Raw genomic sequence first — 20,702 nt, forward strand, 5'->3', positions numbered from 1 at the left:
GGGCATAGGGGCAGCGCGGGCGGAAGCCGCAGCCGGCGCGGTCCGCCAACGGGATCGGCACCACGCCGGGGATGTATCCGAGCGCCTTGCGCCGGCCGGTCTTTCCCGGCAGGGGGATCGAACGGAGCAGACCTTCGGTGTAGGGGTGGCGCGGCCGGCCGATCACGGCGCCCGTGGTCCCGGTCTCGACCACCTCGCCGCCATACATGACGGCGATGCGGTCGGCGATGCCGGCGACCACGCCGAGGTCGTGGGTGATGACGACCAGTCCGACCCCGGTCTCGCGCTGGACCGAGACCAGCAGCCGCAGGATCTGCGCCTGGATCGTGGCATCCAGCGCCGTCGTCGGCTCGTCGGCGATGATCAGCTCGGGCTCGCAGGCCAGGGCCGTGGCGATCATCACCCGCTGGCGCAGCCCGCCCGACAGCTGGTGCGGGTATTGGCGCAGCCGCTCCTCCGGCGTCGCGATCCCGACCTTGTCCAGCATCGCTGCCAAGCGCTCCGGCCGCGCCGCCTCGGGGCGGTGCGGGCGCACGATCTCCGCCATCTGGTCGCCGATCCGGTAGCAGGGATCGAAGGCGGTCATCGGGTTCTGGAAGATCATGGCGATGCGGCCGCCGCGGACCCGCCGCCACTGCCGGCTGCTCAGGCCCAGCAGCGACTGGCCCGACAGCGCCATCCGATCCGCCGTCAGGCGCATGGCGCGCGGCACCAGCCCCATGACGGCGAGGGCGGTCAGGCTCTTGCCGCATCCCGATTCCCCGACGATCGCCAGGGTCTCGCCTTCGGACACCGTCAGGTCGACGCCGCGCACCGGCCGCAGCATGGCGCCGGGCGCCGGGATCTCCAGCCTCAGGTTCCGGACCTCGAGCAGCGGCGTCATCAGGCCCGTCCTTCCGGCGCGGTCACGTCGCGCAGCGCGTCGCCCAGCAGGTTGATCGACAGGATCAGCAGGACCAGCGCCGTGCCCGGGATGGCGATCAGCCATGGGCGGAACAGGAACTGGCTCTTCGCATCCGCCACCATCAGGCCCCAGGAGGTCAGGGGCGGCTGCACGCCGAGGCCGAGGAAGGTCAGCGTCGCCTCCATCAGGATGGCGCGGGCCAGCTCGATCGTGCCGATGACAATCAGCGGGCTCATGATGTTGGGCAGGATCTCGCACAGCAGGATGCGCGGCGTGGAGCTGCCGATGGCGCGGGCCGCGGTGACGAATTCCTGCCCCGCGATCTGCTGCGTTGCCGTGCGGGTGACGATCACCAGCCGGTCCCACAGGAGCCCGCCGATGACGATGACCAGCAGCGGCAGCGACTGGCCCAGCACAGACACGGCGACCAGAGCCACCAGCACGACCGGCAGCGTCAGCCGCACGGTCAGGAGGAAGGTCACGGCGTGGTCGACGGCCCCGCCCCAGTAGCCGGCGGCGACGCCGAGCGTCGCCCCGATCAGGATCGAGGTGACGATGGTGGCGAAGCCGACCAGAAGCGAGATCCGCCCGCCATAGAGCAGCAGCGCGAGGGTGTCGCGGCCGAGCTGGTCGGTGCCGAGCGGGTGGTCCCAGCCGCCGGAAGCAGCCCAGACCGGCGGCACCAGCCGGCGCGACAGGTCCTGCATCCCCGGGTCGTAGGGCGTCAGCAGCGGCGCCCCCAGCGCCGCGAGGACGAAGACCAGCAGGATGACGCCGCCGACCCAGGCGCCGGGGTGGCGAAGGGCTCGCCGCAGCGCCACCCGGCCGGGCGACAGCGGGACGATGGATGCGGACGCCGGCGCGGCCCCGGCGGTGGCGGCGATGCTCATCGGCTGCGGATCCTCGGGTCCAGGGCGGCGTTGAGCAGGTCGGCCGCGAGCGTCAGCACGGCATAGGTGCAGGCGATGACCAGCAGGATCGCCTGAATCACCTCGATGTCGTAGCGGCGGATCGACAGCCAGGCGAGGTTGCCGATGCCGTTCATCGAGAACACGGATTCGACCACCACCGACCCGCCCAGCATGTAGCCGAACTGCACCGCCGCCAACGACACGACCGGGATGACGGCGTGGCGCAGCGCGTGGCGCAGCACCACCCGCCAGGCCGGCAGGCCATAGGCCCGGACCGTCCGGACATGGTCGGACTGCAGCACGTCGAGCATGCCCGACCGCGTCAGCCGCATGATCGCCGGGGCCGCGTAGTAGCCGAGCGCGACCGACGGCAGGATGTAATGCGCCCAGGACGCGCTGCCGGAAACGGGCAGCCAGCGCAGGGCGACGCCGAAGCCGTAGATCAGGGCCAGGGCCGACAGGAAGGACGGCATGGCCTGCCCGGCGACGGCCAGGACCAGGGCGGCACGGTCGATCAGCGTGTTCGGCCGCAGCGCCGCCACGACGCCGAGCGGCACCGCGACCAGCAGGGCGAACAGGAGCGACAGGAGACCGAGCAGCGCCGTCACCGGGAGATGCCGCGCCAGCACCGGCCCGACATTCTCCTTCAGATAGGTGGAGCGGCCGAGATCGCCGTCGAGGACCTTGCCCGCCCAGGCCAGAAACTGCTCGTGGAACGGCCGGTCAAAGCCGTAGAGCCTGCGGATCTGGTCGATCTCGGCGGCCGAGGCCTTCTCGCCCGCGATCGCCACCGCGGGATCGCCCGACAGATGGACCAGGGAGAAGGAGATCATCGCCGTCACCACGATCACCAGGATCGTGACCGCCAGCCGACGGATCAGGAAGCCGCCCATGCCTGCGCCTCCGTCCCCGTCATTTCCATTTCGCGAGATAGAAATGGGCGATCTCGTCCGGCGTCACCGGGTAGTCGAGCGCCGGGTTGAAGGCATAGGCGCGGCCATAGGCGAAGAGCGGCACGGTGTAAGCCTGGTCGTTGATCTTCTCCAGCGCCTTGGCATAGAGGTCCTTGCGCTTGGCCGGATCCATCGAGGTGTCCGCCGCCTGCAGCCAACCCTCGATCTCCGGGTCGCGGGCATAGTCGTCGACGCCGCCGCGGAAATAGAGGCTCACCGAGGCCGAGGCGTCCTGCATGCCCTGGGATCCCCAGGTCAGCTGCGCCATCTGGGTCTTGCCGTCGATGATCAGCGGCCGCAGGGCGACGTTCTGGATGAAGCGGAAATCAGGGTGGATGCCGACGGCGCGCAGATAGGCCAGCACCGCCTCGGAATAGGGCCGGTCGCGATAGGCGTAGAAGGGAATGTCGAGGCCGTTGGGATAGCCGGCCTCCGCCAGCAGGGCCTTGGCCTTCGCGGGATCATAGGGCCACTGGGTGACGTCGGCGGTGCAGCCGACCTGGGTCGGGTAGCACATCGACTTCAGCACCTCGGCCGAGTTGCCGACCAGCCTGGCGATCGCGTCCCGGTCGATGGCATGGAAGATCGCCCGCCGCACCCGCACATCCTTCAGGGGCGTGTCGCCGGACCGGCCGGCCGCATCGAGCGACAGGAACGACATGCGCGTCGTCGGCGCCGTCTTGACCGTCACCGTGCCCATGTCGGCCAGCTGCGCCGCGTTCTCCGGCGGCACGCCCCAGATCCAGTCCACGCCCCCGGTCAGCAGCTCCGCCAACTGGGCTTCGTTGTCGGCGATGGTGCGGTAGACGATCCTGCCGATCGCCGGCCGCCCCTTCGGGCTGTCGGGGAAGTAATCCGCATTTCGGGTGAAGGTCGCGGACACCCCGGCCTGGAAATCGGTCATCACATAGGGGCCGGTGCAGACCGGGCGGACAGCCCCCCAATCGCGGCGGGACTGGCCGGCGGCGTTGGTGACGGTCGGCGCCTTGTCGTAATGGCCGGAAGGATAGATCGGCGTGTTGCCGGACAGGAACTCCAGCGCCGCAGGGGTCGGGGCCTTGGCGACAATGCGCACCGTGTGCGGATCAAGCGCCTCCACGCTCTTCATCCAGTCGATCGCCAGCCGCACATTGATGCCGCTGTCCGGCTTCATCACATGGCGGAAGGTCTCGACCACATCCTCGGCATCCAGCTCCGTGCCGTCGTGGAACCTGACGCCCTGGCGCAGCTCGAGATCGAGCGTGACGTCGTCCTTCCATTGATAGGACGTGGCCAGGAGCGGCTCGTATTCGCCCGAGAACGGGTCGTGATAGATCAGGGAATCGCAGTTCAGCAGGGTCGCGATCACGACCTCCCGCAGCCCCTGGTAATAGATATCGAAGGTATCGATCTCGGTGGCGGTGGCCCAGGTCAGCGTGTCGTCATCCTCCCCGGCCTGGGCCTGGGACGAAATCCCGGCCATGGCCAGAAGACCGCAGACAAGGGCTGCCAGCATGCGCCCTGGCATCTCTTCCTCCCCATTCTTGTTTTCGGCGGATCGTCCACCCCGCCCGCGCGTCTTCAGGGCGCCCCGCCGCCACTGCCTCCTTCACGGAGGTCAGGCTGGACGGGCCGCCCCCGAAGCGCCGCTCCCCAACACCGGACGACCGTCCGGCGCCGAGGATCATGATTTGACGATACCTCCTATCCTGTCAAACATCTTTGCGCTTTCAGCAAAAAATAATAATTAATATGGATGACACGGGATAATCAGGCCTCAGCCTTGGCGGCTATGGCATCAACATCCGGCGCTGCGCGTCATCGGCGTGCCCCGGCTGCGGGTCGCCGACGCCTCGATCATGCCGGCCCTGGTCAGCGGCAACACCAACGCGCCCTGCGTCATGATCGGGGAGCGCTCCGCCGATTTCCTGCTGGGCGCGGCCGGCCCGCAGCCTGTGTGAGAAAAACTCAGCGTAGCTTCAGGTTTATGCATTTGACGGCCGCAATATTGGCGGGTTAGCTGACCGAGGATAGTGATCGAAAATCAACAGGCGATCAGTATTCCGAGACACCGGCAATAGACCGGCAACAATCCGGATACAGGGAGGAATTATGTCCCGCTGGAAAGCAGGCATCGCGGCATTTGGAATCGCGGTCATCGCGACCCTGTCCCTCTCGGGCGTGGCGGCAGCGGAGTCGGACCCCGCCCTGATCGAGGCCGCGAAGAAGGAAGGCACCGTCACCTGGGCCAGCGGCCTGATCGTCAACCAGGCCGTCCGGCCGGTCGCGGCGGCATTCGAGAAGAAATACGGCATCCAGGTGCAGATCGCGACGGCCGACAACCTGCTGCTGCGCATGACCAACGAGGCGCGCGCCGGCAAGCCGACGATCGACATCTTCGACAATGCGGGCGACACCATCGCCGCCATGCGGGCCGCCGACCTGATCGTGCCCTATGCCTCGCCCGAGGCGGAACGGTACCGGCCGGAGCACAAGGACCCGGAGCATTACTGGGCCTCCTGCTGCGTCTTCTACTACTCGACGGTGATCAACACCGACCTGGTGCCGCCGGAGGAGGAGCCGAAGACCTATCAGGACCTGCTCGCCCCCAAATGGAAGGGTAAGCTGGCCTGGTCGAGCAACGAGAACTTCGCCGGCCCGCCGAGCTTCATCGGCACCATCCTGCTGTCCGAGGGCGAGGCGGACGGGATGGCCTATCTGGAGCAGCTGGCGAAGCAGGACGTCGTGCGCGTCCCCGGCAACGCCCGCGCGGTGCTGGACCAGGTGATCGTCGGCCAGTATCCGGTCGCGGTCGTGGCGCTGATCCACCACGTCGCCATCAGCGGCGCGCAGGGCGCCCCGGTCAAATGGCTCAAGCTGGGCCCGCTCGTCGGCACGGCGGAGACCGTGGGCCTGGTGAAGGGCGCCCCGCATCCCAACGCCGCCAAGCTGCTGTTCGACTTCCTCCTGTCCGAGGAAGGGCAGCTGGTGCTGCAGCAGGCGAACTACCTGCCGGCCGATCCGAACGTGCCGGCCAAGGTGCCCGAGTTGAAGCCGGATGCCGGCGGATTCACCGCGGTCGCGATCCTGCCGCAGATGAACGACGAATACCTGCCGAAGTGGCTCGACCTCTACAAGCGCCTCTTCGTCCGCGGCTGATCGCCAGAAGCCAGACCGGCCGGTCCTGCCGCGGACCGGTCGCCCAGACAGACAGGGAGCGACAGGTGGACAACGGCGTCTCGGCCGCGAGCGAGCCCCTATCCGTGCGCGCAGATGCGGGCCGCTGGTTCCCGCGCATCAGCCCGGCCGCGATCCTGGCGGGGGCCATGATCCTGGTGATCGGGGCGCTGATGATCCCGCCCCTGTTCATCCTGATCCTGAACAGCGTGCACGAGATCAACCCGGACGGGTCGCGCGGGGCGTTCACCCTGGCCAACTATGCCCGCATCCTGTCGCAGCCCGACCTGTACCGCAGCGCGTGGAACACGGTCCTGTTCGCCGGCATGTCGACCGCGATCGTGCTGGTCGCGGGCGGCATCCTGGCCTGGCTGGTCGAGCGCACCAATGCGCCCTTCAAGGCGCTGGCCTATCTGACCACCATCGCGGCGCTGGGCACGCCCTTCGTCCTGACCACGGCCGCCTGGCTGTTCGTGCTGGGCCGCGCCGGCCCGTTCAACGACCTGTACCGGGCGCTGACCGGCAGCCGGGACGTCCTGTTCAACGTCAACTCGATCTGGGGCATGGCGCTGATCGAGGCGGTGGTCTGGATGCCGCTGGTCTTCCTGATGTTCTCGGCCGCCTTCCGTTCCGCCAATGCGGAGATGGAGGAAGCGGCGCGGATGAGCGGCGCGTCGGTGCTGGGCACGTTCTGGCGGGTGTCGCTGCGCCTGGCCTGGCCGGCGCTGGCCGCCGCCGCCGTCTTCGTCTTCATCAACACGCTGTCGGCCTTCGACGTGCCGGTGCTGGTCGGCGTCCCCAGCAACATCAACGTGCTGAGCAGCGACATCTATTTCAGCATCCGCGAGGTGCCGCCGAAGCTGGAGCATGCCAGCGCCTTCTCGGTGCTGCTGATCGGCGTCATCTTTGCCCTGATGCTGTGGTACGGCCGGCTGGCGCGCAGCGCCGACCGGTTCGCCAGCGTCACCGGCAAGGGCTACCGGGCGCGCCCGATCGATCTGGGCAGGCTCAGATGGGCGGGCGGCGCCGTGATCCTCGGCACCTTTCTCTTCATCCTGGTCCTGCCCCTGTCGGCGCTGATCTGGGTCGCGGCCACGCCGTTCATGGCGCCGATGCGGCTGTCGAACCTGAAGCTGCTGACCATGAAGAACTTCACCGCCGTGTTCGACGAGCCGTCCTATGTCCAGTACGGCACCAACACGCTCACCATCGCCGCCGTCGCCGCCACCGTGGCGGTGCTGCTGGCCGTGGTCGTCGGCTGGCTGGCCGCCCGCCGCCGGCCGGGGGGCCCGCTGCTGGACCAGCTCAGCACCATCCCGATGCTGTTCCCCGGCATCGTCATGGGCGTCGCCATCATGCAGATCAGCCTGCAGCTGCCGTTCCCGGTCTACGGCACGATCTGGGTGATCGCCTACGCCTTCGTCATCCGCGCCGTGCCCTTCGGCCTGCGCTACACCTATACCGGCGTGCTGCAGATCCACCGCGAGCTCGAGGAATCGGCCGCCGTCTCCGGCGCGTCGCAGCTGGAGCTGCTGCGCCGGATCGTGGTGCCGCTGCTGGCCCCCGCCATTGTCTCGGCCTGGCTGTTCATCTTCCTCAGCGTCGCCAAGGAGCTGGCGATCACGGTCCTCTTGTCCGGGCCGCAGTCGCAGACCATCGCCGTCGCCATGTTCGACAAGGCGTCGAACGGTCAGGCGGGCGAGCTCGCCGCTTTCGGCCTGGTCTGGGCCGCGCTGATGGTGCTGGTCGCCGGCGTCGCCTACGCCTTCATGCGCCGCCATTCCGCGGGCGCGTTCGGCCGCTGACGCCGGCCCGGCCCCTCACCCACCCTCCCCCAAAGGAAGGCCGGAATGACTTCGGACAAAGTGATCATCACCTGCGCCGCGACCGGGTCGTCGCTGTCGCCGTCGATGTCGCCCCACCTGCCGGTGACGCCGGAGGAGATCGCCCGCCAGTCGATCGACGCCGTCGCCGCCGGGGCGGCCATCGTCCACCTGCATGCCCGCGACCCGCGGGACGGGCGGCCCACCAACGAGACGGCGGTCTGGGCCGCCTTCATCGAGCGTATCCGGGCCGAGACCGACGCGATCATCAACATGTCCGCCTCCCTCGGGTCGACGGCGGAGGACAGGCTGAGCGCCGTCCTGGAGCTGAAGCCCGACCTCGCCACCGTCATCGTCGGGTCGATGAATTACGGCCTGTTCCGCAAGGTCGAGAACCAGGGTGTCCATGATTTCCGACACGATTGGGAGAAGGAGCTCTACGGCCCGACCAGCCACGAGATCGTGACCCAGAACTCCTTCGCCAAGGTCGGCCGCATGATCGACCTCCTGGTCGAGCGGGACATCGGCATCGAGTTCGAATGCTACGATGTCGGCCATCTCTACATCATCGAGCACCATCTCAGCCGCAAGCCGGTGCGGCGCCCGATCATCGTGCAGTTCCTGACCGGCATCCTGGGCGGCATCCCGTCGGAGACGGACCATCTCCTGCACATGAAGCGGTCGGCCGAGCGGCTGTTCGGAAACGACGTGCGGCTGTTCATCCACGGTACGGGGCGGGAGAACATCCGCACCGCGGCGCGCGGCGCCCTGCTGGGCACCCATGTCCGCGTCGGCCAGGAAGACACCCTGTTCGACCGCAAGGGTCGGCGCTTCGCCTCGAACGCCGACCAGGTCGGGCGGCTGCGGACGGTGCTGGAAGGGCTGGACTTCGAGGTCGCCGCCCCGGCCGAGGCGCGCGCCATCCTGGGGCTGGCGGCATGAGCGCGCCGGCCGCCTCTGCCCTGACCCTGCACTGGTCGCCCCGGTCGCCCTTCGTGCGCAAGGTCATGATCGCGGCGCATGAGCTGGGCATCGCCGACCGGCTGACGCGGGTGCGCAACGTCGTCGCCCTGCACAGGCCGAACGACGTGGTGATGGCGTTCAATCCCCTGAGCAAGCTGCCGACGCTGGTGGTGGACCGGAACGGCGGCCAGGAGGTCCTCTATGATTCCCATGTCATCTGCAGCTATCTCGACGCCCGCTTCGGCCCCGGCCGCCTGGTGCCCGAGGGGCTGGACGACCGGATGACGGCGCTGCGGCAGGAAGCCCTCGGCGACGGAGTCATGGAGCTGCTGCTGTTCCGCCTGTTCGAGGGGCTGAGGCCGGAGGCGGCACGGTCGGCCGAACTGCTCTCCTCCCTGCACCGGAAGCTGCGGCGGTCGCTCGAGGTGATGGAGCAGGACCTGCCGTCGCTGGCCCGCCGGAGCTTCGACCTCGGCCACCTGACGATCGGCGTCGCCCTCTCGTATCTCGATTTCCGCTTTCCCGAGGAGAGCTGGCACGATGCCCATCCCGATCTGAAGCGCTGGCACGATGGCTTCAGCAGCCGGCCTTCGGTGCAGGCCACGGTTCCCTTCGACGACGTCTGACCACGCTGGACCAGGGCTTCCGCCGCAGCCCGGCCATTTCAACCTCCATCAAACATATGGAGATCACCTTGCAATCTAGAAATCGAGAGGAATTTCCAGACAAAACTCAATAATACCAGAATATTACACATCCGCTCCCGACATGACAATTTGACAAAGCAGATCACTACAGAAAACACCATTTCGATGCCGCAACCGCCATCATCTCCGCCAGTCACCGTCATCTCGCCCGGGGCTGCCCTTCTGCATCAATGCCCCGCTCCGGCGGCATCGGTGCCGTCCCGCGGATCGGCTGCGCGTCGAGGGTGGCGGGACATCATGGCATGCTCCCAGGAGATCAAGGCGACGCCGCAGAAGACGACGGCGAAGCCAGCGAGATGAGACCAATGGAACGGCTCGCCGAGGAGCAAATAGGAGAGGAGCAGCGCCGAGGCGGGCATGATGCCCATGAATCCGGCGGCGACCGCTCCTTCGGCGGCGGCGAGTCCGGAGTACCAGAGCCAGCTGCCGAGCGCCAGGGTCCCTGCCCCATACCATGCGAGCGCGGCCCATTGCGCCAAACCCACATCCTGGACGCGGAACAAGTTCCACTGCCAGACGGCAAAGGGGACAAACAGCGGCACCGATAGCGCCGCGCCGAGAAAGGCGATCAGCACGGGATCGGCCCTGTCCGCCAGGACCTTGCCGATCAGCGTGTAGGCGGCCTCGCAGCAGACCGCGGCAAAGACGAGGATCGCCCCGAGCACGTCGGTTCCGCCGCCTTCCCCACCGCCCGGCCCGAGTTGAAGGAGAACCACGCCGATCACGCCGAGCGCGACTGCAACCACCTTCCGCCAGGTCACCTGATCACCCATCAGAAGCATCGAACCCGCCGCCGTTACCGCCGGTGTCGTGCTCATCACGACCGCGCCTGTGACGCCCGAGGTCATGCGCATGCCGAACAGCATCAGGACAGAGAAGCCGAACATCCCGAAGACGGCGATCAAAGCGACGAGGCACCAGTCTCGTCCGGTCAACGACCGGATCTGCCCGAAGCTCGAGGCCGCGAACGGCGCCAGCACGGCCGCGCCCAGGGCGACGCGAAGGCCGGATCCGATGAAGACGGGCATCGCGGAGGTCACGATCTTGCTGATCGGGGTCGCAGAACCGAAGGTCGCCATGCCGAGGGCGAGGCGGACATGGGTCAGCGTATTTGCGCGACGAACCGCCGGCATCTCACCTCCCGCACGCAATGCCTGGGACGTGAGGGCAACGGTGCCGAGGGCGCCGCCGTTCCCCGGGGGATCACCTCCGGAGGCCAGCTTTCGCAACTCACCGCGTCTCTATCGGGCCTGATTCCACAGTCCGGCAGCTTGCGAGGCGGACAGGGTCGGCGTCTGCCGGAAGATAGCCCCCCATCGGCCGGCAGTGGCCGGCAATGCAGATCCGCCAGTCCGCGGTCGCCCCTGAGCGGCGCAGATCGACGCCGGGCAATGGCGGCAGCAGGGGCTTCCAGCGCCAGTCACGGCCGTCGAACCGCGCCTCCGGCGGCGGGTCCATGCCGGCGCCGGAGCCGCGCACCCGGGCCTCGTCGATCACCAGTCCGGCCGGGGTGTCGCGCCAATCCTCCTCCCACACGATCTTCTCGACCGAATGGGTCCAGGCCAGGGTCAGGCGGTCGGTGCCGAGTTGGACCACCAGCCCCAGCGCCGCCAGGCACAGGCTCACGCCGAGCGCGCCGGCACCGGGCGGCGGGCGCGCCAGATCTGGCTGCCGATCACGACGGCGCCCAGCGCGAAGCCGATCTCGTCGGTCATCGGCGCTGCCGCGAACAGGAACAGGGCGGCCGCAGCGCCCACCAGCCGCTCCCACACCGCCATCCGGAGGCGGAAGTGGCCGACCGAGGCCATGCCCCAGAGCCCGATCGCGAACGTCGCCTTGACCACCATATAGACGACTGCCAGCCAGTATCCCGTGCCCTCCAGGCCGGGCGCCGGCTGCAGCATCAGCGCCGGGTCGTACACCGCCATATAGGGGATGACGAAGCCCGGGATGGCGATGCGCACCGCCTCGAATCCGATCTTGAAGCCGCTCTCCTTGGCGATCGGCGCGGCGGCGAAGGCGGCGAGTGCCACCGGCGGCGTCAGGTCCGCCATGATGCCGAAGTAGAACACGAACATGTGGCTGACGATCAGCGGCACGCCGAGTTCGAGCAGTGCGGGCGCGGCGAGGGACGAGGTGATGATGTAGTTCGGGATCGTCGGGATGCCCATGCCGAGGAACAGGCTGACCAGCATGGTGAGGACCAGGGACAGTGCCAGCGAATCCTTGCCGATCGAGACCACCCAGTTGCCGAAGATGGTGCCGACGCCGGTCAGGGTCATGGTGCCGATGACGATCCCGACCGTGGCGCAAGCCAGGCCGACCGGAAGCGCCTGCCGGGCGCCGTCCCCGAGCGCGTCGCGGCAGGCCTCCAGCGTCTCCTTGCCGCCGCGGACGAACAGGCTGGCGACCACCAGGGCCACCACCAGCCCGATCACCACCATCACCCCGGCGGCCAGGAAGCTGGCGGCGAGGAGACCAAGACCGACCCAGAAGACCAGCCGGACGGCCTGATGCGCCAGCCCGGCCGCGACCGCCCCGCCCAGGATCAGCACGACGGTGAGGGCAAGGCCGACCGAGCCGGAGTAGAGCGGGGTGTAGCCGGCGAAGAGCAGATAGACCAGCGCCGCCAGGGGCAGGATCAGGAACCACTTTTCGCGGAGGGCGGCGCCGGCGCTGGGCAGCTCGCTCCTCGGCATGCCGACGAGGCCGCGCTTGCCGGCCTCGAGATGCACCGCCCAGAAGGCGGAGGCGAAGTACAGGATCGCCGGGATGATCGCCGCCTGGACGATGTCGGCATAGGGCACGCCGATGGTCTCGGCCATGATGAAGGCGACCGCGCCCATCACCGGCGGCATGATCTGGCCGCCCATCGACGCCGTCGCCTCGACGCCGCCGGCGAAGGCCGGGCGATAGCCGAAGCGCTTCGTCAGCGGGATGGTGAACTGCCCGGTCGAGACCACGTTGGCGACGCCGGAGCCGGAGATCGTGCCCATCAGCGCGGAGGAGAAGACCGCGACCTTCGCCGGCCCGCCCTGGGCGCCGCCGAACGCGCCCATGGCGATGTCGGTGAACAGCTTGATCATGCCCGCCCGCTCCAGGAACGAGCCGAACAGGATGAACAGGAAGATGTAGGTCGCCGAGACCGCGGTCGGGGTGGTGTAGATGCCCTCGGTGCCGAAGGACATGTGCTCGATCACCTGATCCACGGTATATCCGCGGTGGTCGAACGGCGCCGGCAGGTACTGGCCGAGCAGGCAATAGGCCAGGAACAGCCCGGCCACGATCGGCAGGGCCGGCCCCATCGCCCGCCAGACCAGGACGAACAGCACCACCAGCGCGGCGATGCCGACCACAAAGTCGATGTCGGTCAGATCGCCGGCGCGGTTGACCAGGTCGAAGTAGAAGACCCACTGGTACAGCCCGACCAGGAAGCCACCGACGCCCAGGCCCCAGCCGAGCAGCCGCCCCATCGGGCCGCCGGCCCGGTGGTTGGCCAGCATGCCGCCGGCGACGAGGCACAGGAAGCCGACATGCAGGCCGCGGACGATCTGGCTCGGCACCCCGCCGCCGAAGCGCGCCACCAGCACATAGGTGCCGAGCAGGCCGAGGAAGGCGAACAGGGCCTCAGCCACCGGCCGTCCGCGCAGCCCGTCGGCGGCGATCTTCACCGCCCACAGCACGAAGGCTGCGCCGATGATGCGCAGCAGGTCGATGCCCGGGACGATGGGCCGGTCGAGCGGTAGCCCGAAGGCCGTGACGATCTGGAACGCCGAGAACGCGACCGCGATCCAGAACAGGAGTCGCCCGGCGGTCCCGGTTCCGAAATTCTCGGGCAGGCCGTGCTCGGCACTCACCGCCGGCACGACGGCTTCGCCGATCTGTTGCGCCTGCGCCATCGTTGCGTCCCTCTCTTGCCTCCGGCCGGTCCGGGGTCTCCGCCCCTCGCCGCCGCCCTCAAAGCGGGAAGCGGGCTTGCGCCCGCTTCCACCATTCAAAGCGATCGGATCGCCGATCACTGCGGGGGGTTGAGCCCCTTCTCCTTGAAGTAGCGCGCCGCGCCTGGATGCAGCGGCACCGGCAGGCCGGACAGCGCCGTTTCGAGCCTGATCGCCTTGGCCGCGCTGTGCGCCGCAGCCAGGGTGTCGATATTCTCGTACACCGCCTTGGTCATGGCATAGGCGAGGTCGTCGCTGACCTCCGACTGCGTCACGAGGTAGTTGACGACGGCGGCGGTGGGCACCGTGGCGTCCTGGCCGGTATAGGTTCCGGCCGGGATGCTGGCCGGGACATAGGGCAGCCCGACCTTCTCGACCGTCGCCTGCGGGATCTCCACCACCACGACGGAGACGGAGGAGGCGAGATCGCGCAGCGAGGCGACGCCGAGGCCGGCCGATTGCAGCGTCGCGTCGAGCTGGCGGTTCTTCATCAGCTCGACCGATTCGGCGAAAGGCAGGTACTCCACCTTGCTCAGATCGTCATAGGTAATGCCGGCACCGGCCAGGATGGTGCGGGCGTTCAGCTCGGTGCCGGACTTCGGTGCACCGACCGACAGGCGCTTGCCCTTGAGATCGGCCAGCGTCTTGATGCCGGACTCGCTCGACGCGACGATCTGGATGTAGTTCGGGTAGATCGCGCCGATGCCGCGCAGCTTGTCGAGCTTGCCCTTGAACCCGGCCTCCTCCTTCCCGTTCCAGGCGTCGGCCAGGCTGTCGCCGAGGGTAAAGGCGATCTCTCCCTTCCCCTGCTGCAGCAGATTCAGGTTCTCCACCGAGGCCTTGGTCGCCTGCACCGAAGGCCGGCTGTCCGGGATCTTTTCGGTGAAGATCTTCGACAGGGCGACGCCGAGGGGGTAGTAGACGCCCGAGGTCCCCCCGGTGAGGATGTTGATGAACTCAGCGGCTCTGGCCGGAGCTCCCGGCAGCGACAACGCCGCAATGGCCGCGACCGCTCCCATGGCGAATCGCCGTGAAATTCTCAGGATCATCTCTCCCCCTGTCCGTCCATTCGCGCCAGCCGGGCCCTGCACAGCCAAAACGCTTCAAATGCACTGTATATCGTCGGGTCAGCTGCACAAGGGACGAAACCCGCCGGTGTTGGGGTCCCTGCTCGACCGCGGCCCGCAAAGGCAAGCGAGGCTGCCGGGGCCAAAGCGTGCGGATGGACAAGCTCGACCGCGTGATGGTCGTCATCTGGAACGTTGGCTGCTCGATCCGCGCCAGCTCCAGGAGATCCTCGGGCACCTTCTGAAGCGACGCGAGGAATGGATCGAGCGCCACCAGGGGCACGTTGCCGAGTTGCAGGCGAGCAACGGAGGCAGAACGAAGCTGAAGCGGCTCTATCAGGCGATCGAAGACGGCATCGCCGACCTGAGCGATTCGTCTCTCAAGGATCGGTTGGCGGAGTCCGTGCGGCGGGGAGATCGTCACGCTGCAGCCAGGGCCGCGTCGTGCCCCTTTTGCAGATCAGCCAGTTGAGCCTCCAGCTCGACAATCCGCTTCAGCGCGCCGGTATTCAGAAGCTCGGACACCTGGGCGATCGTCGTCGCCGACTCGTCGTTGGTCGACTGAGGCGGATCAGCGGGGACGCTTTTGGCCGCCACATGATCGAGAGCATCGGCCAGAACCGCATTCCCGCTCGACGACCACAGTTTGAGACATTTCCTGATCAGTATTGTGAATCGGCAGTTCGGTTTCTTCGCGCAATAATATATATTTCTTCTATTGTCCGAAAACTATATAACTTCAGCAAAGATGTCAATTCTGGATGTGACTATATTCTCAGAGCTTAGCAAGACTGCAGAGATGCACGCTGGCGGGATTTTGGCTCATTTGAGAAAAATGCGGTACGCACGGAATCTCATTTTGCATTTGGCGGCTCTGTGGAACCAGGGATTGCAGCCTATCGCCCAGCAGGCTGCGGATTGGCGGCAGGAATGCCCTTGGTCTTGCCAGCCGAGCAGATGGGCCGGATTTGAACGTTGACCGATGGCGGATTAGAGAATCTGGCGCAGCAAATCATAAAAATGCACTTCAATATTATCGACGAATTGAATGATTTAATTAAATTGAATCAATAATTGACGAAATATGAATCAGATTAACTTCCTAGAAACTGTTCTTTTTAGCTTGCCAAGCTCCACCTCGAGTGGCACATCTTTCGCATCGGACTATTCGTCTGACACAAAGTCGTCAAAACAAGATCGAGAAGAATATCGCCCAATATTATGCGACCTGCCACGACAGCAGCGACGCAGGGTGTTGTGTTTGTCAAATCATTGATTGCATGAGGGTACGATGCCCCTGATCCAGGTCGAGGACAGCACAGATAGGCGTCCACTGAATAATCCAATCTCGTTCGATCTTGGCCAGGCGATTCCATCGGGGGTCGTCCCGGAACGGATGCATGCCTGGACGATCCGACGAGACAGTCACGGCGATCCGACCACGGCGTTCCGGCAGGAGGTCGTCGACGTGCCGCAGATCGGCCCCGACGAGGTCCTCGTCCTCGTGATGGCCGCAGGCGTCAACTACAATGGCGTCTGGGCTGCCTTGGGGCACCCGGTTTCGCCGATGGACTTCCACGACCATCCCTTTCATATCGCCGGCTCGGATGCGTCGGGGATCGTCTGGGCGGTCGGATCGAATGTCCGCAACTGGCGCGTCGGCGACGAGGTCGTCGCCCATTGCTGCCAGGTCGCCGGCGACGACGAGGAGTGCAACGGCGGCGACCCGATGCTGTCGCCGACCCAGAAGATCTGGGGCTATGAGACGTCCTACGGCGCCTTCGCCCAGTTCACCCGCGTCCAGGCAGCGCAGCTTCTGCCCAAGCCCCGGCATCTGAGCTGGGAGGCCGCCGCCTGCTACACGCTGGTGCTGGCCACCGCCTACCGGATGCTGTTCGGGCACGCGCCGCATGTCCTCGGCCCCGGCAGAACCGTGCTGATCTGGGGCGCGGCGGGCGGCCTAGGCTCCATGGCGATCCAGCTGGCGGCGATCGTCGGCGCCCGGCCGATCGCCGTGGTCTCCGATGAGGCGAAAGCAGCCCATGCCCGGAAGCTCGGCGCGGCGGCAACGATCAACCGGTCGCAATTCGACTGCTGGGGCACGCCACCGTCGATCGGATCGCCCGAATATTCGGCTTACCTGGACAAGGTGAAGGCTTTCGGCCGGGCTGTGCGCCAGGCGGCCGGGCCCGGCGGCGAGGTCGACATCGTCTTCGAACATCCGGGGCGGGACACCTTCGCGGTGTCGAGCTTCCTGGTGAAGCGCGGCGGCATGGTGGTGTTCTGCGCGGCGACCAGCGGCTATGACCTGACCTTCGACGCCCGCTATGTGTGGATGCGGCAGAAGCGCATCCAGGGCAGCCATTTCGCCAATCTGAAGCAGGCGGCGGAGGCCAACCGCCTGGTCATGGCCGGCCGCATCGACCCGTGCCTGTCGGAGCTGTTCGCCTGGGACGAGCTGCCGGCAGCCCATGCCAAGATGCTGCGCAACCAGCACCTGCCCGGCAACATGGCGGTGCTGATCCATGCCGCGCGCCCGGGCGAGGGGGCGCGGCTGGAATGACCGGCTGAGACGGCCCGGCGACACGCACGACACCCACACTCACGGACTGGACCGGAGCCCGCACTCCCCCGGGTGCGGACTCCCCGATGCCGCGGCCCTTCGGGCGCGCAAGGAGACCCTGATGGCGATGGACCCGCTGAAGGCCGATGATCGCTGCTTCTCGGACATTCTCGCCCGCCGGGCCGAGGTCCATCCGGCCAAGGACGCGCTGGTCGTGGTCGGCACCGACGGCGCCGAGAAGCTGCGGCTGGGCTATGGCGAGCTCGGCGCGCAGGTGGACCGGTACGCGGCCGGGCTGATCGCGCGCGGCTTGGCCGGGCAGCGGGCGCTGATGCTGTTCGAGCCCGGCGCCGGCTTCGTCGTCGCCTTCATGGCCTGCCTGCGCGCGGGCGTGACCGCCCTGCCCTGCCACCTGGCCAAGCCGGGCCGGTCCACCTGGGACCGCCTGATCGCCATCGTGCAGGACTCCGACGCCGCCTGCATCCTGACGGAGGACGCGTCGATCCCGAAGCTGACCGGCTGGTTCGCCGACAGCCCGGAGCTGTCGGCGCTGCCGATGCTCTCGCCCGGCGACCTCGATGCGGACCCGTCCGGCATCGGCTGGCAGCGGCCGTCGGCCGACATCCCGGCGTTCCTGCAATACACCTCCGGGTCGACCGGCATCCCCAAGGGCACGGTCGTGACCTTCGGCAATCTCATTGCCAATGCGGCGGTGATCGGCCCGCATTGCGGCTTCGACTTCGACGCCGTCACCGTCTGCTGGCTGCCGCCCTATCACGATCTCGGGCTGATCGGTAACATCCTGCAGTCGTTGCTGGACGGTGCGCTGTGCGTGCTGCTGCCGCCGGTGTCGCTGATCCAGAATCCGCGGCGGTGGCTGGAGACCATCAGCCGCTACCGGGGCACGATCAGCATGGCGCCGAACTTCGCCTATGAGCTGTGCGTCCGCCGGATCCCACCCGAGAAGCGCGAGGGTCTCGACCTGTCGAGCTGGCGGTCCGCCGTCAACGCCGCCGAGCCGATCCGCGCCTCGACCATCGACGGGTTCGTCGAGGCGTATCGGGACCACGGCTTCCGCGCGGAGACCTTCCGGCCGGTCTACGGCCTGGCGGAGGCGACGCTGATGGTGTCGGTCGGCGATCTCGACCGGCCGGCCCGGATGCTGTCGGTCGATGCGGGCGCGGTGGATGCCGGGCGGGTCGTCCCCGCCTCCGGCCCCGGATCCCGCCTGATCGTGAGTTCGGGCAAGGTCCGGCCGCCGCAGCAGGTCGCGATCGTCGACCCCGACAGCCATCAGCCTCGCGCCGAGGGCGCGGTGGGCGAGGTCTGGGTGGCGGGTCCTTGCGTCGCCAGCGGCTACTGGCGCCGTCCCGAGGTCACGGCCCAGACCTTCGGCGCGCGGCTGGCGGACGGGCACGGACCGTTCCTGCGGACCGGCGACCTCGGCGTCGTCATCGACGGCGAGCTCTACATCACCGGCCGGATCAAGGAGGTCATGATCGTCCGCGGCCGGAACATCTATCCGCAGGACATCGAGGCCACGGTGCAGGGCGCGCATGACGCGCTCAAGCCCGCGGGCGGCGCGGTGTTCTCGATCGACCGCGAGGAGGGCGAGGCGATCGTCGTGGTGCAGGAGATCGAGCGGTCCTGGCTGGCGACGGCGAACCGCGACGAGCTGGCGGCCCGGATCCGCGACGCCGTGTTCCAGGAGCACGAGCTGACGGTGGCGGAGGTGGTGCTGACCAAGCCCGAGACCGTGCCGAAGACCTCCGCCGGCAAGATCCAGCGCGTGCTGTGCCGCGACCTGTACCGGCGCGGCGAGCTGGAGCAGGCGATCCAGGGCCGGTCGACCAGGACCGCGCCGATCACCGTGCGGCCGCTCGACGCCGCCATGCCGGCGGACATCGCGGGCACCATCCCCGCGCTAATCGCGCGCTGGGCGGCAGGCCGCGGGATCCGGATCCCCGAGGCCGGCCGGACCTTCGCCGAGGCCGGCTTCGACTCCGTCAGCGCCGTCGAGCTGACCCATTTCCTGGAAACCGAACTGGGGCTGGAGCTCGACCAGACCCTGCTGTGGACCTGCACAACGGTCGAGGCCGTGTCGCGCCATCTGGCCGCGCTGCGGCCCCTCGGCGCCCCGGCCGGAGCCAAGGCGGCGGCACCGGCGCAGCCGATCGCGGACTCGGCCAACTGGTAGCGGGGGCCAAGGTGCAGGCTGAACACGAGGCAGGGCCGATGGACACCCGGCCGGCCCGCGGCGCCGCGGTCGACCCGGTCGCCATCATCGGCATGGCGTTCCGGCTGCCCGGCGACAACGACACGCCCTCCGCCTTCTGGGACTTCATCCGGTCCGCAAGGGTCGCGATCCGCGAGACTCCGCCGGACCGCTTCGACATCGACGCCTGGCATTCGCCGGATCCCGACCGCTCGGGCACGACCTATTCGCGGCGGGCCGGCTATGTCGCCGATCCCTACGGCTTCGACCCGGAGTTCTTCCGCATCTCGCAGGCCGAGGCGCTGGAGATGGACCCGCAGCAGCGCTGGATGCTGCTCCTGTGTTGGACCGCGCTGGAGCATGCCGGGATCGTGCCGTCGACCCTGCGGGGGCAGCGCGTCGGCCTGTTCCTGACCGCCGGCGACGTCGACTATGCGCGCCGGACCGTCGCCTCCGGCGACCCGCACCGCATCACCGCCTGGGGCAAGCTCGGCGCCAACCGCGCGGTCGGCGTCGGCCGCGTCGCGTACACGCTCGGGCTGCAGGGCCCTGCGATCTTCCTGGATTCGGCCTGCTCCGCCTCGCTCACGGCCGTGCACCTGGCGGCGCAGAGCCTGCGCTGCGGCGACTGCGACCTAGCGATCGCCGGCGGCGTCAACCTGATCCTGGGGCCCGAGGAGACGATCGGATTCGCCCGGCTGCAGGCGATGTCGCGCACCGACACCTGCCGCACCTTCGACGCCAAGGCCGACGGCTACATCCGCGGCGAGGGCGGCGCCGTCGTCGTGCTGAAGCGCGCCGGCGAGGCGATGGCCGACCGCGACCGGGTCGAGGCGCTGCTGCTCGGCTCCTCCGTGAACAATGACGGCGCCAGCAACGGCCTGACGGCCCCGAACGGCGCGGCGCAGGAGGCGGTGATCCGGCAGGCGCTGGCCCGGGCCGGCGCCGGCCCGGAGGATGTCGCCTATGTCGAGGCCCATGGCACCGGCACGCCGCTGGGCGACCCGATCGAGCTGTCGGCCCTGCGCAACGCCTACACCCGCGATGTGGCGCGGCGGTCGCCGCTGCTGCTGGGCGGGCTGAAGTCCCAGATCGGCCATCTCGAGGGCGCCGCGGGCATCGCCGGGCTGATCAAGGCGATCCTGGTGCTGCGCCACCGGCACGCGCCGGCGCAGGCCGGGTTCGACACGCCCAATCCGCGCTTCCGCTGGGACGGCGCAGGGATGGAGGTGCCGCGGACCGGCCGCGACCTGCCGGCCGAGGGCGGCCTGGCGGCGGTGAGCTCCTTCGGCATCAGCGGCACCAACGCCCATGCCGTGCTGGCGCCCGCCCCGGCCGCGAGGCCGGCGGCGCCGCAGCCGGACCGGATGCGGGTGCTGACGCTGTCGGCGCGGTCGCAGGCGGGGCTGAGCCGGCTCGCCGCCGCCTATGGGGAGCCGCTGGGCCCGACCGGACCGGGGCTGCGCGAGCTCTGCTACACGGCGAGCGTCCGGCGCGAGCAT

16 protein-coding genes are annotated in these 20,702 nt (G+C 68.2%); 8 read left to right on the forward strand and 8 right to left on the reverse strand.

Annotated elements, in window-relative coordinates; genetic code table 11:
• The 4 genes from P409_RS05660 to P409_RS05675 all read right to left on the reverse strand — a co-directional run.
• A partial coding sequence (locus P409_RS05660; RefSeq protein WP_034832792.1) for an ABC transporter ATP-binding protein occupies positions 1 to 883 on the reverse strand: 883 nt, incomplete at its 3' end.
• On the reverse strand, positions 883 to 1,794 hold the full coding sequence (locus P409_RS05665) for an ABC transporter permease (RefSeq protein ID WP_034832795.1): 912 nt from the start codon (positions 1,792 to 1,794) through the stop codon (positions 883 to 885). The genes P409_RS05665 and P409_RS05660, both read right to left, overlap by 1 nt.
• Positions 1,791 to 2,708, reverse strand: a complete 918-nt coding sequence (locus P409_RS05670; RefSeq protein WP_034832798.1) for an ABC transporter permease — start codon at positions 2,706 to 2,708, stop codon at positions 1,791 to 1,793. Before P409_RS05670 ends, P409_RS05665 begins: the two co-directional genes overlap by 4 nt.
• Before the next feature lie 19 nt (positions 2,709 to 2,727).
• Entirely contained in the window at positions 2,728 to 4,263 is a 1,536-nt protein-coding gene (locus tag P409_RS05675; RefSeq protein WP_052120076.1) for an ABC transporter substrate-binding protein, read from the reverse strand.
• Positions 4,264 to 4,558: 295 nt separating this feature from the next.
• On the opposite strand from P409_RS05675, the gene P409_RS36945 reads away from it, so the two are divergent.
• The 5 genes from P409_RS36945 (at position 4,559) to P409_RS05695 (ending at position 9,336) form a co-directional block, all read left to right on the forward strand.
• Positions 4,559 to 4,708 carry a GMC oxidoreductase gene (locus P409_RS36945; protein ID WP_430515623.1) on the forward strand — a complete coding sequence of 50 codons (150 nt, stop codon included), beginning with the start codon at positions 4,559 to 4,561 and terminating at the stop codon, positions 4,706 to 4,708.
• A 151-nt stretch (positions 4,709 to 4,859) separates the two neighbouring features.
• Positions 4,860 to 5,906, forward strand: a complete 1,047-nt coding sequence (locus tag P409_RS05680) for an ABC transporter substrate-binding protein (protein ID WP_034832803.1) — start codon at positions 4,860 to 4,862, stop codon at positions 5,904 to 5,906.
• A 104-nt stretch (positions 5,907 to 6,010) separates the two neighbouring features.
• Positions 6,011 to 7,729 (forward strand): ABC transporter permease, encoded by a 1,719-nt coding sequence (locus P409_RS05685; RefSeq protein WP_202964570.1) that lies wholly within the window; start codon positions 6,011 to 6,013, stop codon positions 7,727 to 7,729.
• A gap of 45 nt (positions 7,730 to 7,774) precedes the next feature.
• Positions 7,775 to 8,689 carry a beta-keto acid cleavage family enzyme gene (locus tag P409_RS05690; protein WP_034832806.1) on the forward strand — a complete coding sequence of 305 codons (915 nt, stop codon included), beginning with the start codon at positions 7,775 to 7,777 and terminating at the stop codon, positions 8,687 to 8,689.
• On the forward strand, positions 8,686 to 9,336 hold the full coding sequence (locus tag P409_RS05695; protein WP_081991300.1) for a glutathione S-transferase family protein: 651 nt from the start codon (positions 8,686 to 8,688) through the stop codon (positions 9,334 to 9,336). Before P409_RS05690 ends, P409_RS05695 begins: the two co-directional genes overlap by 4 nt.
• Before the next feature lie 248 nt (positions 9,337 to 9,584).
• On the opposite strand, the gene P409_RS36060 is transcribed toward P409_RS05695, so the two are convergent.
• The 4 genes from P409_RS36060 to P409_RS05715 all read right to left on the reverse strand — a co-directional run bounded on the left by P409_RS36060 (position 9,585) and on the right by P409_RS05715 (position 14,374).
• Positions 9,585 to 10,550, reverse strand: a complete 966-nt coding sequence (locus P409_RS36060) for a DMT family transporter (protein WP_052120077.1) — start codon at positions 10,548 to 10,550, stop codon at positions 9,585 to 9,587.
• A gap of 97 nt (positions 10,551 to 10,647) precedes the next feature.
• Positions 10,648 to 11,043, reverse strand: coding sequence for a DUF1850 domain-containing protein (locus tag P409_RS05705; RefSeq protein ID WP_034832809.1), 396 nt, complete (start codon positions 11,041 to 11,043; stop codon positions 10,648 to 10,650).
• Positions 11,040 to 13,316, reverse strand: coding sequence for a TRAP transporter permease (locus P409_RS05710; protein ID WP_034832812.1), 2,277 nt, complete (start codon positions 13,314 to 13,316; stop codon positions 11,040 to 11,042). The genes P409_RS05705 and P409_RS05710 overlap by 4 nt, the downstream gene beginning before the upstream one ends.
• A gap of 116 nt (positions 13,317 to 13,432) precedes the next feature.
• A complete protein-coding gene (locus tag P409_RS05715; RefSeq protein ID WP_034832814.1) occupies positions 13,433 to 14,374 on the reverse strand; it encodes a TAXI family TRAP transporter solute-binding subunit in 942 nt (313 codons plus the stop codon).
• Positions 14,375 to 15,713: 1,339 nt separating this feature from the next.
• Between P409_RS05715 and ccrA the strand changes: the two genes are divergently transcribed.
• The 3 genes from ccrA to P409_RS05730 all read left to right on the forward strand — a co-directional run.
• Positions 15,714 to 16,985: a crotonyl-CoA carboxylase/reductase gene (gene ccrA, locus P409_RS05720; RefSeq protein WP_034832816.1), complete on the forward strand. Its 1,272-nt coding sequence runs from the start codon at positions 15,714 to 15,716 to the stop codon at positions 16,983 to 16,985.
• A 121-nt stretch (positions 16,986 to 17,106) separates the two neighbouring features.
• On the forward strand, positions 17,107 to 19,182 hold the full coding sequence (locus P409_RS05725) for an AMP-binding protein (RefSeq protein ID WP_052120079.1): 2,076 nt from the start codon (positions 17,107 to 17,109) through the stop codon (positions 19,180 to 19,182).
• 38 nt (positions 19,183 to 19,220) lie between these two features.
• On the forward strand, positions 19,221 to 20,702 hold a 1,482-nt coding region (locus tag P409_RS05730), incomplete at its 3' end, for a beta-ketoacyl synthase N-terminal-like domain-containing protein (protein WP_034832819.1).

Origin of the sequence: Inquilinus limosus MP06, from assembly GCF_000767795.1 — a bacterium.
Lineage (GTDB): Bacteria > Pseudomonadota > Alphaproteobacteria > DSM-16000 > Inquilinaceae > Inquilinus > Inquilinus limosus_E.

Excerpts from the sequence above, each read along its gene's own strand:
- P409_RS05665 (WP_034832795.1), bottom strand. The coding sequence starts at position 1,794 with ATGAGCATCGCCGCCACCGCCGGGGCCGCGCCGGCGTCCGCATCCATC.
- P409_RS05670 (WP_034832798.1), bottom strand. The coding sequence starts at position 2,708 with ATGGGCGGCTTCCTGATCCGTCGGCTGGCGGTCACGATCCTGGTGATC.
- P409_RS05675 (WP_052120076.1), bottom strand. The coding sequence starts at position 4,263 with ATGCTGGCAGCCCTTGTCTGCGGTCTTCTGGCCATGGCCGGGATTTCG.
- P409_RS05680 (WP_034832803.1), top strand. The coding sequence starts at position 4,860 with ATGTCCCGCTGGAAAGCAGGCATCGCGGCATTTGGAATCGCGGTCATC.
- P409_RS05690 (WP_034832806.1), top strand. The coding sequence starts at position 7,775 with ATGACTTCGGACAAAGTGATCATCACCTGCGCCGCGACCGGGTCGTCG.
- P409_RS05695 (WP_081991300.1), top strand. The coding sequence starts at position 8,686 with ATGAGCGCGCCGGCCGCCTCTGCCCTGACCCTGCACTGGTCGCCCCGG.
- P409_RS36060 (WP_052120077.1), bottom strand. The coding sequence starts at position 10,550 with ATGCCGGCGGTTCGTCGCGCAAATACGCTGACCCATGTCCGCCTCGCC.
- P409_RS05710 (WP_034832812.1), bottom strand. The coding sequence starts at position 13,316 with ATGGCGCAGGCGCAACAGATCGGCGAAGCCGTCGTGCCGGCGGTGAGT.
- P409_RS05715 (WP_034832814.1), bottom strand. The coding sequence starts at position 14,374 with ATGGGAGCGGTCGCGGCCATTGCGGCGTTGTCGCTGCCGGGAGCTCCG.
- ccrA (WP_034832816.1), top strand. The coding sequence starts at position 15,714 with ATGCCCCTGATCCAGGTCGAGGACAGCACAGATAGGCGTCCACTGAAT.
- P409_RS05725 (WP_052120079.1), top strand. The coding sequence starts at position 17,107 with ATGGCGATGGACCCGCTGAAGGCCGATGATCGCTGCTTCTCGGACATT.